The following is a 14,207-nucleotide window of genomic DNA, read 5'->3' on the forward strand; positions in this document are numbered from 1 at the left end:
ATGAGGATATTGCCAACACAGAAGTATTTGTCCATGTGGGAGATATGCTGCGGGAATATGACCGCATTTGGACTGAAGTCAAAGCGTACTAAGAAAATAAAAAACCTCTGCTCTAAAGCAGAGGTTTTTTTTGACGGTATGATTATTTTACTAAAGTAACGGTATTCCATTGATCTTCATCGCCGATGCCGCCATCGCCGCCTGGCCATGCGAATAAGAAGCCTTTTCTTTCGCCGTATTTGTCAGCGTCAAGCAGGAATGGAGCGAATGGGAAGCTTACGCCTTCCTCAACTGCCGGCGGATTGAGGATTGACCATGGGAATGCTACTTCGATTGTGTAGCCGCCGAAGAAGGTCAAACCGCCAACTGGCAAGTCAACGTTACCTGGCATCATCCAGTTTTCATATACCAGCGGAGTGCCAACGTTGGAGTCAGCAATAATGTCGAAAATGAATCTGCCTTCACCTTTTGCTACAGATGGGTCTGGCTTAATGCACACTTGAATCAGGTCGTTTCTAATGAAGTTAGCACCTGGGTTAGCATCAAAGCGGCCATCTCTGTCAGCTACGTCAGCAAATAAGTAGAGGTTTTCTTCGTCCCACATAACGCGGAATTGAGCACCTGCAGCAAATCCGCCTGGGCCTCTAGCTACGTAGGAACCGCCGATGGATTCATAGTTATCCATGGTCAGCTCAACAACCGGTGCGCTCAACCATACGTCATCCATGATACCGTCAATTACAGGTGTGCCGTAAACTGCTGTATATTGCGGCTGTGCGAATACAGCAGTCCCTAATGCGAGCACGAAGATTAAGGACAATACAAGACTTCTCTTCATCATAATACCCCCTATGTATTATTGATTTAATTCATACTATCATTCTAGCCCAAGATTGCGAAAAAATCAACAGGGCGCGTCTACTTATTTACCGTTTTAACATTTGAGAAACAACATTTTTGCCAAACCCATCGCACCGGGGAATTCGTTTATGCTATAATAAACCAAATACTGTAAAAGGAATTGAGGTGCTCTGCTTGGAACGAATTCAATTAGATGATTTTACCAAATTCCATTTCCTTTCCGGTCTTGAGTTCAGTGGCGATGGAAAGTATGCGTGCTTTGCGGTACATAAAGCTAATCTTGATCAAAACGGCTATGATTCAAACTTATGGCTGTATCGAGCTGAAGAAGACAGGTACTTTCAGCTTACGGCTCTAAATAACGAGCGCAGTTTTACCTGGCTTAATGACAATGAACACATCATTTTTGCCGGAACAAGGGATGCCAAGGATAAGGAGAGACAGAACAAAGGTGAAGAATTTACCATTTTTTACCGGATCAATATTCACGGCGGTGAAGCGGTCAAGTATTTTGAAGTGCCCTTTACAGTAGCGCAGGTTGAGCAGATTGATGAGGAAAATTTCCTACTTGTTGGCTTGTACCATCCGGATCGCCCGCCTCTAGCCAACGCAGATGATGCTGAGAAGGCTAAAATTCTGAAGGAGCGGAGTGAAGAGCGGGATTTTGAAGTGTTGGAAGAGATTCCATATTGGCAGGATAACCGAGGATTCATCAGCGGGATCCGCAACCGTATTTATCTCTACAACATAACCAGCAATTCTTGGGAGCCTCTAACCGATGAGAAGATGAGTGTGAGCTTAGCTGTCCTCAGCAAAGCAAAGAATCAAGCAGCTGTGATCGCTCAGACCATCAGCGGCAAGCGTGAGTTAACAAACGAACTCTATCTTCTGGATCTCGCAACCAAGGAACTAAGACTTTTATCAGCACCGGAGAACTTTCGCTATTATTTTGCTGATTTTCTCACTGACGAATTGCTGATTTGCGTCGGCAATGACGGCAGTGAGTATGGGCTTAATCAAAATCCGCGTTTTTATACCGTGAGCACTAGTGATGGAGCGCAAAAACTGCTTACACCGGACCTAGATCTTTCTATCGGCAGCTCCGTTGGCTCAGACTGCCGCTACGGACATTCGCGCTCGTTACAAGTGTTTAATGAGCATCTTTACTTTGTCAGCACCGAGGGTGCAAGTTCTTACTTAAACAAAATCAATGCGGATGGTGAGATTACGAAACTGACTGCTGCGGCGGGATCTGTTGATGGGTTTGCAGTTCACAACCAAAGCATACTACTGACTCGCTTGAGTGCTAACCGCCTCCAGGAAATATATAAGCTGGAAAAGGAGCAGGAAACCCAGATAACTCACTTTAATGATTGGTTTACCGACAGCAAGATGATCGTAGATCCAGAACCGGTATCGTTTCAGACTGCCGAGGGCATCCAAATCGATGGCTGGGTTCTGAAACCGGTTAATTGGGATCCTAATCAGAAGTATCCTGCAATTTTAGATATCCACGGTGGACCGAAGACTGTTTATGGGGAAGTTTACTACCATGAAATGCAGTATTGGGCGAACCAGGGATATTTTGTCATGTTCTGCAATCCCAGAGGCAGCGATGGCAGGGGCAATGCGTTTGCCGATATTCGCGGCAAGTACGGTACAATCGATTATGATGACCTTATGAAGTTTACAGATACAGTTTTAGCTCAATATCCAAGCATAGATCCAGAGCGCCTGGGAGTTACCGGAGGCTCTTACGGAGGATTTATGACTAACTGGATTATTGGACACACCGACCGATTTAAAGCGGCTGCGTCGCAGCGGAGCATTTCCAATTGGGTATCGATGGGCTGGACCACCGATATCGGCTACTATTTTGTTCCCGACCAAATAGGCACAACGCCCTGGGAAGATCCGATGAAGTTATGGGAATCGTCTCCTTTGAAGTACGCTGATCGGGTTACAACCCCCACACTGTTTATCCACTCAGATCAGGATTACCGCTGCTGGCTGGTGGAAGGCCTGCAGATGTTTAATGCCCTTAAATTCCATGGGGTCGAGTCCCGCTTGTGCATGTTCAAAGGTGCCAGCCATGAACTGAGCCGAAGCGGCAAGCCCAAACAGAGAATCCGCCGTTTGCAAGAGATTACTGAGTGGTTTGACCGTTTTCTTAAGCAGTAGCTTTAAACACATAGCGATTGAAAGCTGTTGACTGATCAGTCAGCAGCTTTTTTAGTTATGAAATTGCTTGTTCGATCATATAGATCAACTAAATTCCTAAAGTAAACACGCCTATCTACGCAGCAGTCCCAGCATGATCTGTAAATTTTAGTGGGGAGGAATCGGCAGTGGGCAAAGTTGACAGGAACAGCCACATTGAAAACAACATGCGTACAGGTATACTCGCGGCTTATCATTTTTTAGGCACGGATCAGCGGAGCTTAGCAGATATTCTGGCAGCCGACCAGAGCACCACAGCTGAGCTGGGATTAACTCATGCAGATATAGCAAAGTGGCTGACTGCGTGCCTGCGCCTGGACCGAACTCTTTCCTTTTCTGAGCTCAATATTCATTTGATTGAAAAGCATAGCTTTTATGCAGGCGAAGGATCGCCGTACCGGATCGATCCGGCAGCGGCAGCGGCTATCTTTGGGGGAGGTCAGCTGTGGGTAATATCCTGAGATTTGCGCTGCAGATGGAACTGGATGGGAAGAATTTTTATCATAGACTGGCGCTGCATGTTAAAGCCAGTGACCACAAAAAAGTATTATTTTCCTTGGCCGCTGATGAAGAAAAGCATTACCAGAAGCTGAAGACAGTTCAAAGTACAGACAAACATCGCTTTTTAAAGAGCGAACAGCTGGCAGGTCTGCAGAATGTTTTTCGGGAGCAGATTTTTGTGGTTAACTATGGGCAGCTGAACATTATGGAAATATACCAGCTGGCGCTCCGGTTTGAAGAGTTAAGTGTCCTATTCTATCGGGGATTGGCTGAATCCAGCCTGGATAAAGCAGTCACATCAATTTTTAAACAGTTAGCGGAAGAAGAGGAAGAACACAGACAGCAGATTTGGCAGTTGATTCAACTTCTCAGCCGTTCAGAGGAATGGTATCCATATTTAGATCTTTAACAAATTGTGGTATGATAATAGCAGCAAACAATGAAGGAGTCATGTAAAGATGAGTAAGCCTAACAGCAAACCAAATGTGATCTTTTTAATGACGGATCAGCATCGTTGGGATGCCCTGGGTGTTGTCAATCCCCTTGTAAAGACCCCGAATATCGATCGCTTGGCAAAGACAGGGATTCGCTATGAGCAAGCAGTATGTCAAGCGCCGATGTGTGTACCCAGCCGCTATTCCATGATGTTTGGATATTACCCATCACAGCTGGGTGTTCGCGGCAATGGAGGAGGACTGTTTTTTGAGGACCGCCTGCCGTCAAACCCGCTGCCGGAACTGATGCGGCAGAACGGTTATCAGACTGCAGGATTTGGCAAAACCCACTGGAATCACGGTTTCCTAAACCCTGAGCCGCCAACCCGCGGATTTGAAGTGCGGGCAGAGGGCCAGCACAGGGACAGTGCTCAATATGAGCAGGGAGCAGTGATGATGAGTGATGTCAATCCGGAAGGATTACAACGATATTTTGAAGAGACTAAGGATTTTGGGGGCGGCGAAGAGAATCCCAATGGATATATTGGGTTGACTAGCCAAATCTCGCCATCAGATCACCGCGACGGCTTTATTGCCGAGCAGTGCCTCAAATTCTTGGATGAAGGGGTAGATCCGGATCGTCCCCTGTTCCTGTACTTATCGTTTATTAAGCCCCATGCCGGGTTTAATGTAATCAAAGAGTTCGAAGACTTATATGATATCAATGACATTCCTGATGTGCCGGTACCACCGTGGTTAGAAGAGCCGGACACACATCTTAAAGCAACCCGAGAGCAGAATCCTCAGATGCAGCTTCGCTATCAGAGGTGGCGTGAGGTTTGGGAAAACCTGAGCAGTGAAGAGCGGCGCCGCACAACGCTTCGCTATTGGGCAAACTGCAGCTGGCTTGATGACTATATTGGCCAAGTTCTGGACAAGCTGGAGAAATTGGGAAGACTGGAAAACAGCATTATTGTTTTCTGCTCCGATCACGGTGACATGATGGGTGAGCGCCAGCATACTTTCAGCAAATACTGCTTGTATGACAGCAGTGTGCGCGTTCCTTTAATTGTATCCGGCAGTGTTGTTCCTGAAGCTAAGCGGGGTACGGTTGATCACCGTCCGGCTGAATTAGTGGATTTGATTCCCACCATCACTAATGCGATTAATGCCCGCCAGGATCCGCGCCTGCCTGGTTTAGATTTATTAGGTGATGCCAAAAAACTAGGCGGCTTCTGTGAGTTCTACGGAGGTGCGCCGGATCGGCAGTACGGCACCCCGTCATATATGTGGCGGAAAAAAGATTGGAAGCTGATTCTCTACCTGCCAGGACCTTTAACTGAAGCTGTGAGCAAGGTGGACCAGGCACAGGGTGAATTGTACTGCCTCGAGTCGGATCCGCATGAATGGAACAATCTCTACGATGATCCTCAATACGCGGAAATTCGCGAGCAGATGAAAACAGAACTTCTGATGCATCTGGCCATTTCCTGGGCTAAAGGGCCAGTATTCTATGAAAAGGACGGATTGAGGCCTTTAGGTGCCGATATCGGGCCGGAGGAGTTATAAAAAGTGTACAGTGTTGTAGTTAAACCGATCGGGCCAATCTGCAATTTGAAATGCGAATACTGCTTTTACTTGGAGAAAGAGGAGTTATATCCGGATCAGAATCACTTTCGAATGACGGATGAAACTCTGGAGCTGTTTGTCCAGCAGTATATTGCTTCGCAGCCTGGTCCGACAGTCCATTTTGCCTGGCAGGGTGGTGAACCCACCCTGCTGGGCATCGATTTTTTTAAGAAAGTTATTAAGCTGCAGGAAAAATATCTGCCTTCGGGCTGGCAGGCAGAAAACGCCATTCAAACCAACGGCACTTTGCTGGATTCAGCTTGGTGTGAATTCTTTAAAGAGCATCGCTTCTTAGTTGGAATCAGCATCGATGGACCGGCCCAGTTTCATGACCAATACCGCCGCGATAAACGGGGAGAATCTACGCACCACTCAGTTACAGCCGGTGTTAAGCTGCTGCAGAAGCACCAAGTTGATTACAACGTGCTGTGCGCAGTTAATGCGGCTAATGTTCGGGAACCAAAAGCTGTGTACCAGTTTTTTAAGGACCTGGGTGTGCAGTTTATCCAATTTATTCCGATTATCGAATGGCTGGACGATGGCCAAACCAGCTCACGCAGCGTTACCGGCAGTGAGTACGGCCGGTTCTTAACCGCGATTTTTGATGAGTGGCTGTTAAATGATCTGGGCAGGATTTCCATCCAGCTGTTTGAAGAATGCTTTGCAATCTGGAGTGGATTTGGCGGCAGATTGTGCGTTTTCAGCGAAGTTTGTGGACAAGCTTTGGCGATGGAGCATAATGGCGATGTTTATGCCTGCGACCATTTTGTCGATGGAGATTATTATCTAGGGAATATTCATAACCAAGAATTGGGCAGTCTTGCTCAAAGCAGTTTTATTAAAACATTTGGGGATAATAAACGGGAAAAAACGGCAAAAAAATGCCAAACCTGTCCGGTTTTATTTGCCTGCCGGGGCGGGTGTCCGAAAAACCGCATTGATGGACTGAATTACTTGTGTGAGGGCTACCGGCAGTTTTTCGGCTACATTGACCCTTTTATGAAGTTAATGGTTGAGTTGATCCAGATGAGAACACCAATTGCTGTAGTTCAAAAACAGATGCAGCAGAAATATGATCAAGTTTGGGCAAATCCGGGCAGAAATGATTCCTGTCCCTGCAGAAGCGGTAAAAAATTCAAGAAATGCTGTCTGGAGCGCTTTTCATAATTTAAAACAGAGGTGGTTTGATGATCGTTCAACCAAAGTTTCGCGGATTCATCTGCACTACAGCCCATCCTCAGGGCTGCAGTATTCATGTTAAACAGCAGATTGAGTATGTGAAGGAGCAGGGAAAATTTGACGGACCGAAAAATGTGCTGATTATCGGCGCATCTACCGGGTATGGCCTGGCATCACGAATCGCCACAGCTTTTGGGGCAGGAGCTAATACCATCGGTGTGTTTTATGAGCGCCCAGCTGCGGGCAGCAGAACCGCTTCGCCGGGATGGTACAATACTGCCGCCTTCGAAAGAGAAGCAGCCAGTGCCGGTTTATACGCAAAAAGCATCAATGGTGACGCTTTTTCTGATGAAGTGAAGCAGCAGACAATTGATCTGATTAAAGCAGACCTAGGCCAAGTAGATTTGGTTATTTACAGCTTAGCTGCGCCGAGACGAACTGACCCTGTTACAAAAGAAACCTATACTTCCGTTTTAAAGCCGATCGGAGAACCGTTTACCAGCAAAACCGTAGATTTTCACAGCGGTGAAATATCGACTGTGACTATTGAACCGGCTGATGAAGAGGAGATTGCATCAACAATAAAGGTGATGGGTGGGGAAGATTGGCAGCTGTGGATCAAGGCGCTTCTGCAAAACGGTGTTTTAGCAGAAAACTGTGTGACGCTTGCCTATTCCTATATTGGGCCGGAAATAACTCATGCTGTTTACCGCAGCGGTACAATCGGAATGGCGAAAGAGCATCTAGAAGCATCCGTTGACCAGCTGAACCAACAGCTTGCGGAGATTAACGGCCGAGCTTATGTTTCTGTAAATAAAGCGGTGGTCACCCAAGCAAGCGCAGCGATACCGGTTGTGCCTCTTTACGCATCGCTGTTATTTAAGGTGATGAAGGACAAAAATATTCACGAAGGCTGTGTTGAGCAGATTTACCGCCTCTTCACCTCAAAGCTTTCCGGCGTGAGCGCGGACACAGATAGGGAGGGCAGAATTCGCCTCGATGATTGGGAGATGCGCGCTGATGTGCAGCAGCAGGTGCAGGAGCTCTGGGAGAAGATAAACAGCGAAAATATTGGCAAGCTGTCGGATATAAAAGGATTCCGCGCTGACTTTTTTAAGCTGTTTGGCTTTGAGTTTCCCGAAGTTGATTATTCCCAGAATGTAGCGGTGGATATCCAGATACCGAGTATTAATAACTAACATCTATAAAAAAAGACCGCTGTTCGTCAAAAACAGCGGTCTTTCTTAATCCCAGCTTTACTGCTGAACAGGTTCAAATTTTAGCTCTGTTACTTCTACATAGTCAAACAGGGCATCGATTTGGCGGGCACTTATAGGACTGATCGCATAGAGAACGAGGTACACATCATCCCAGCGCACATAGGGACGGCTGTCGATCTCAACCCACTCGACGCCATCAAAGCTGTAGTGGTAGCCAAGCTGGCCCCTAATCATCGACATTTTTAGATAGATCTCAGCAGTATTTCCGATGGTCTGGATCCACTCACGGTAGGAACCATCGGTTTCCAATGCCGGCTCAACTGACTGATTGCCAAAAGCATGAACCCGGGCTAAGCGCGCGTAGTTGTCCATATCCTTGTAGATAAACAATCCGGCCTGCTCAAAATCCTGCTCCGGTTGGAAGATGATGCGGGTTACAGCTTCAAAATGCTCGTACGGCACTTTATACATGAAAAAGTTGATTGGGCGGTTGCTTGTTTCATGGATATCAGAGTCTTGAGTTGTAATTGTTAAATAACCCGGATAGCTGGTCAGTGACCACTTATCGTCTCTTCTATGTTCCGGATTGGGACCGACAGTCCAGTGTTCAGCCAACGTTTCTGAGTCGAATTCATCGCGAAAGATTTCTCCGGCTACTAGTTCCATTTCAGGACTATTCTCAGCGCAGCCCTGCAGTGCCAGTGCAAAGACAACCAATGCTACCAGTAATAGGAACTTGCTCGACTTCATAACCCGACACTACTTAGCAGCTAAGGCTGCAATTTGTTCTGCGGAGAGGGCAGCGCTGTAGATCCGGAAATCAGCAATAGCACCATTTAGGAGCGGATCCGGCCATCTATTGTTAGATTTGCCGATATAGTTTTGCTCGGTCACACCGAGATCCTTTGGTAGAGCAATATTATCTGTTGAATCATAGAGCTCTCCATCAACATACAGGCTTGCTGTATCTTTAGTGAGAGTGACAGCCACATGGTACCATCTGCCTACCTCTAAAATAGGACCTAAGACGAAAATGTCGGAGTCCTCAATGCCGTATACAGCCCAGTCAAGTTTCAGCCAGCCCTGATGCTCGTCTGTCTCAAAGTTTGATCCAAGTGCAGCAAGGAATAAAACCCCATCATCTGGATCGTCTAAGTTATTTCCAAAGCTGAAGACTCTGGACCAGTATCTTTTTTCATCTAAACGCACCCATGTTGAAACTGTGAGCTCTTCTAAATCAGCGATAATGCCTTCTGGCATCTGTACATAGTTATCGGTACCACTCAGTTTAATGGCACCATCGACTGGTCCTTCTATGCTTGTGAAGCTGCCGATCAGCTCAGCATCATTTTGGTTTTTAGATGAGTCGGCGATTTTATCTTCGTCAACTTCAGCAAATTCATAGCGAGCAACCAGAATATAGTCACCTTTTAATTGGACATCGTCTCTTGGACCGGTTACTGTTTCGGTGCCAAACTTATAAAATTCGGCTTCAGCTGTAATGTTGGTTTTACCTTTAACATCTGCAACTGCCCATTTTCCTTCTTCGTCTGCTGTCACTTCCCGCTCCACTTGCCCAGTGATTTTAACAACGGCGCCAGGCAAGGGCTGACCTTCATCATCAAGGATGACACCTGAAACTGCATATTCTGACAAGCGTGTACCAACGAAATTTAAATCGGATGCGGCTTTTTCTACCTCAAGTTCCTCTGGTTCAAAAGCATAATCTTCATGTTTAGGAGTTACAGTAACCTTTCCTTTAACTTCAGCGGTCCACTTGCCTTCAGCATCTGTTTTAACAGTTGTGGAAGTGCCACCGGAAATTACAATTTCAATGCCCTCTAAAGTGTTATCTTCGGTGTCAACGACAACACCAGAGATTGTATAATCTTTGCTGAAAATTCCCAGACAGCCTGTTGTAAATACCATACCTAAGACCAACAGCAGTACACCAATACGTGAAGTTTTCACAGATGTCGACCTCCTTTTAATTTACCTTGATCCCTTGATGTTTACAGCAAGCATAGAGTTATTTTTTCAGCTATACCTCCTTTCTCAAAAATGACAAGACTGCCGTAAACGTTTACGAAAAGAAAACAAGTAAGATACAAACGTTTCCGTTTGTAGATATAATTCGCATCAAACCACCAGATTCCTTTTTGTGCAGCAGAAAAACTCAACAAAAATACATCTAAATTAATATATGTTAAAAAGACGGCCCAACCGAAATGGTTGAGCTGTCGAATCAGAGTTTAACTTGCAATATAGCGGATAATTTCTTTGATACGTGGGCGCTTGCCGTACAGCAAGATTCCAACGCGGTAAATCTTGGCTGCAATCCAGGTGTTGAATGCAGTGCCGAGTATCAGCAGTGCGAGAGAGATAATCACCTGAACTGCCGAAGGATTAGTTAAGGTCACTCTGGCAAACATCACCATGGGCGAGAAAAATGGGATTATTGATGCGACAATGGCCAGGGAACCGTTTGGATTCAAGAACGATGCATATGCAATGATAAAGCCAACGACCAAGCCCATCATTAAAAGCGTGCTGATCTGCTGCACTTCTTCAACGCGGCTGACAAGAGCTCCAGCTGCTGCAAAAATCGCGGCGTAAAATAGATAGCCGAGTACAAAGAAAAGCGCAAACCAGATTAAACTCCCGAGGGGGATGGAGCCAAGAGAAAAGCCCAGGTTTTTCATGGTAACTACCACAATCCCAGTAGCTATCCAAATTACGAATTGAAGCAGACCTAGGGCGCCAATCCCTAGAATCTTACTGATCATAAGGTGAAGAGGTTTGACTGTCGAAACCATAACTTCCATAATGCGAGAGCTCTTTTCTTCAGCAACCCCAGTGGCCACCATGTTTCCATACAGCACTAGTGCCATATAAATAATAAACAGCAGCAGATAGGCAAGTACCAAGTTTTGTGCATAAGCTTCAGATTCCAGCTCGGTTCCTTCGTCAATGCTGCCTTCTGGGTCTAAGCTGACTGTTTTAACATGGAAATACGGAGTTTGGGTTAAGGAAGCGACTTGTTCAAAAGTAAGCCCAAGCTGCTCCGCGTTAAACTGCAGATTTGCCTGATTGACAATCCGCTGGACAATGCTGTTTTGATTGATGTTTTCAGCATTGCTTGTATGCAGGGTATAAACAGGGCTGCCGAATTCATTCCAATCAATAATCAGGACACCGGTTTTGTTTTCCGCGGCCATCTGCGTCAGCGCTTCTGACTCCGATAAGGATGGGGCAGTGGTTACGCTGATGTAGTCAGCATCCGCATACTGCTGCGAAAGAACAAGTTCAATTTTGGAGCCAACAGAGCTGGTTTTATCTAACAGCAGCAGGTGGACATCTGTTTGCTCGAATTTTGTTTCTAACCAATCCATTGCCACCGGTACAAAAGCCAAAGCAATAATAATCAGTACTCCCAAGATGGTAGTAATGATGTATGAACTTCCTTTAACCCTCGTTGAGAAGTCGCGGCTGATCAAAATCCCGATATTCCTCATGACGCTTCACCTACTTTGCTGACGAAGATTTGGTTGAGGGTAGGTTCTGCTAATTCAAAGTGGATGACCGTCCCTGCCTGTGAAGCCGCTGCTAACACGGCATTGGTATCAATTTTGTCGGTTAATTTGAAAACAAGGTATTCAGGAGTTTGGTTAACCAGTTCTAGCTCTGGGAACCTGCGCCAGAAGTTCTGGTCACCCTCCACAGATAAGCGCAGATACTGTCGGCCGATCGCCCGCTTGATTTCGCGCAAATTGCCGTTAAGGACAAGTTTGCCGCGATTGAGAATGCAGATATCCTCACACATCTCTTCCACCTGCTCCATTCTGTGACTGGAAAAGACAATGGTCTGTCCCTTTTTGTTTCCTTCCAACAGCAGCTCTTTCAAAAGATCGGTATTTACCGGGTCTAATCCGCTGAAGGGCTCATCTAGGAAAACGATTTCCGGTTCATGAATTAATGTGCTGATTGTCTGTACCTTTTGCTGATTTCCTTTCGACAGCTCTTCAACTCGCTTATGACGGTACTCACCAAGGCGGAAGCGGTCGATCATAACTTTCGTTTTTTGAACCGCATCGTGCTTGCTTAAGCCGTTTAGTCTTGCCAGAAAGATCAAATGCTCTTCAACTCGCATCTTTGGATATAGACCCCGTTCTTCTGGCAGATAGCCGAAGGTTCCCTGAGGATGCCTGCTAAAAGGTTTGCCTTTCCAGGTAACTGAGCCTGTATCAGGCTGGATTATATCCAAGATCATGCGGATAGTAGTGGTTTTTCCTGCGCCGTTAGGGCCGAGAAAACCAAACATTCTACCTTCTTTGATTTCAATAGTGAGATGATCAACTGCGCGCACATCGCGAAAGTCTTTTGTGATTTCGTTAACAATTAAAGCCAACTGCGCCCCTCCCGACAGTGAAATATTATGGAATAATCATATCTTTAATTATTCATCAAGTCAATAGCTTGTTAATATGGGTGCACTTTTAGAAAATTCAACTATAAGACGCGTTCCTGACAGTAATTGCAATTTCCTTGCTGTAATCGTCGTTTTTGTACTATAATAGAACGAGATTAGTCAATGAGGAGATGAGTTTATGGCTGAGAAAAAGTCTAAACGGCTGATGCGCCATGAAGTTCCTGAAGAAATAACCTGGAACATAGCGGATATTTTCCCTAATGACGAGGCATGGGAACAGGAACTCAAGGCTCTTGAGCAGGATATTACAGAGATAACCCAGTTTAAAGGTAAGCTTGGAGAAGGTGCGGAGATGCTGGCGGCCTGCCTGCAGGCGGTGGAAGCCTTTTACAAGCGTTTACTTAAGGTAGGAAATTATGCAAGCCTGCAATTATCAGCTGATGGCACAAGCCCGGATAATCAGGAAAAAGCCGCCCGCGTATCATCGCTTCAGGCAAAAGTTGCTTCTGAACTGACATTTCTCGAATCCGAGCTGTTGGAATTACCAGATGACCTGGTTAAAACATACCTTGAAGACCCGGCGTTAAAGAGCTACATCAAGTATATCAGTGATATTCTTGAAACTAAACCGCACCGCCTTTCACCAGAAACAGAAGCGGTGTTAGCAGCTCTCAATGAAGTGCATTCAGCGCCTTATATGATCTACCAAAGATCCAAGGCAGCAGATATGGAGTTTGAACCGATCAAGGATCAGGACGGTAACGAACTAGCGATGTCCTTTGCACTATATGAAGATCTCTATGAACAGCTGCCCGATACATATCTGCGGCGGGAGGCGGCTAAATCATTTGAAAAAACTTTAAAACGGTATCAGAACACATTTGCCGGCACATACGGAACTGAGGTAAAGAAGCAGGTTCTCCTGTCTAAAATCAGAAACTACGAGTCAGTTACTGATATGCTCTTACAGCCCCAGCAGGTAACCAGAGAAATGTATTACAACCAGCTGGATATTATTCAAAAAGAACTAGCCCCGCATATGCGCCGCTATGCTCAGCTTAAGAAAGAGCAGCTTGGTTTAGAGCAGATGATGTTTTGCGACTTGAAGGCACAGATTGATCCGGATAATGATCCAAAAATCTCCTTTGAAGAAGCTCGCGGTTTGATTCTTGATGCGCTGAGGATTTTGGGAGATGAATATCTGGAGATCATTGATCAAGCCCTGCATAACCGCTGGATTGACTTGGCCGATAATGTGGGTAAATCTACCGGTGCATTCTGTGCAACAGTATTTGGAGTGCATCCATTTATTTTAATGACCTGGACCGATAACATGCGCTCTGCGTTTACTTTAGTTCATGAACTTGGACATGCCGGCCATTTTGCTTTGGCAGAGAAGTACAATAATCTTTTGAATCTGCGCCCATCTACTTATCTTGTTGAAGCTCCTTCAACCATGAATGAACTGCTGCTGGGAAATCACATTTTATCCCAGTCTGATAATGTGAACATGAAGCGGTGGGTAATTATGCAGTATTTAGGCACTTACTATCACAACTTTGTAACTCACCTGCTGGAAGGAGAGTATCAGCGCCGTGTTTATGATGCGGCTGAATCAGGACGGGGGATTACCGCTAATCTCCTTAATCAGCTGAAAGGTGATGTGCTGTCCGATTTCTGGGGAGATGCTGTGGAAATCGATGATTTGGCGAGACTGACCTGGATGCGTCAGCC

The 14,207-nt window shown here is 45.9% G+C and carries 12 protein-coding genes; 7 read left to right on the top strand and 5 right to left on the bottom strand.

Annotated elements, in window-relative coordinates; all coding sequences use genetic code 11:
• Window positions 1-142: 142 nt before the first annotated feature.
• Complete coding sequence (locus GX019_09830) at window positions 143-838, bottom strand: hypothetical protein (protein HHT37458.1); 696 nt, start codon at window positions 836-838, stop codon at window positions 143-145.
• A 197-nt stretch (window positions 839-1,035) separates the two neighbouring features.
• Between GX019_09830 and GX019_09835 the strand changes: the two genes are divergently transcribed.
• From GX019_09835 to GX019_09860, 6 genes are all read left to right on the top strand, one after another.
• Window positions 1,036-3,042, top strand: coding sequence for a S9 family peptidase (locus tag GX019_09835; GenBank protein ID HHT37459.1), 2,007 nt, complete (start codon window positions 1,036-1,038; stop codon window positions 3,040-3,042).
• A gap of 167 nt (window positions 3,043-3,209) precedes the next feature.
• Window positions 3,210-3,542 carry a hypothetical protein gene (locus GX019_09840; GenBank protein HHT37460.1) on the top strand — a complete coding sequence of 111 codons (333 nt, stop codon included), beginning with the start codon at window positions 3,210-3,212 and terminating at the stop codon, window positions 3,540-3,542.
• Window positions 3,527-3,991 (top strand): ferritin family protein, encoded by a 465-nt coding sequence (locus tag GX019_09845; protein ID HHT37461.1) that lies wholly within the window; start codon window positions 3,527-3,529, stop codon window positions 3,989-3,991. Before GX019_09840 ends, GX019_09845 begins: the two co-directional genes overlap by 16 nt.
• A 49-nt stretch (window positions 3,992-4,040) precedes the next feature.
• The gene (locus tag GX019_09850) at window positions 4,041-5,585 is read left to right on the top strand and encodes a sulfatase-like hydrolase/transferase (protein ID HHT37462.1); all 1,545 of its coding nucleotides are present in this window, start codon (window positions 4,041-4,043) and stop codon (window positions 5,583-5,585) included.
• A 3-nt stretch (window positions 5,586-5,588) separates the two neighbouring features.
• The gene (locus GX019_09855) at window positions 5,589-6,812 is read left to right on the top strand and encodes an anaerobic sulfatase maturase (GenBank protein ID HHT37463.1); all 1,224 of its coding nucleotides are present in this window, start codon (window positions 5,589-5,591) and stop codon (window positions 6,810-6,812) included.
• A gap of 20 nt (window positions 6,813-6,832) precedes the next feature.
• On the top strand, window positions 6,833-8,023 hold the full coding sequence (locus GX019_09860) for a trans-2-enoyl-CoA reductase family protein (protein ID HHT37464.1): 1,191 nt from the start codon (window positions 6,833-6,835) through the stop codon (window positions 8,021-8,023).
• 57 nt (window positions 8,024-8,080) lie between these two features.
• Here GX019_09860 and GX019_09865 read toward each other — a convergent pair whose 3' ends face one another.
• The 4 genes from GX019_09865 to GX019_09880 form a co-directional block, all read right to left on the bottom strand.
• Entirely contained in the window at window positions 8,081-8,794 is a 714-nt protein-coding gene (locus GX019_09865) for a DUF1349 domain-containing protein (GenBank protein ID HHT37465.1), read from the bottom strand.
• 9 nt (window positions 8,795-8,803) lie between these two features.
• Window positions 8,804-10,015, bottom strand: coding sequence for a hypothetical protein (locus tag GX019_09870; GenBank protein HHT37466.1), 1,212 nt, complete (start codon window positions 10,013-10,015; stop codon window positions 8,804-8,806).
• Between the two features lie 281 nt (window positions 10,016-10,296).
• Window positions 10,297-11,559, bottom strand: coding sequence for an ABC transporter permease (locus tag GX019_09875; GenBank protein ID HHT37467.1), 1,263 nt, complete (start codon window positions 11,557-11,559; stop codon window positions 10,297-10,299).
• On the bottom strand, window positions 11,556-12,452 hold the full coding sequence (locus tag GX019_09880) for an ATP-binding cassette domain-containing protein (GenBank protein HHT37468.1): 897 nt from the start codon (window positions 12,450-12,452) through the stop codon (window positions 11,556-11,558). Before GX019_09880 ends, GX019_09875 begins: the two co-directional genes overlap by 4 nt.
• Window positions 12,453-12,651: 199 nt before the next feature.
• Between GX019_09880 and pepF the strand changes: the two genes are divergently transcribed.
• Window positions 12,652-14,207, top strand: a 1,556-nt coding sequence (gene pepF / locus GX019_09885; protein HHT37469.1) for an oligoendopeptidase F, incomplete at its 3' end; no start/stop codon positions are given.

Source organism: Bacillota bacterium (genome assembly GCA_012837335.1).
In the GTDB taxonomy this organism is placed as follows: Bacteria; Bacillota; Limnochordia; order Darwinibacteriales; family DTU012; genus DTU012.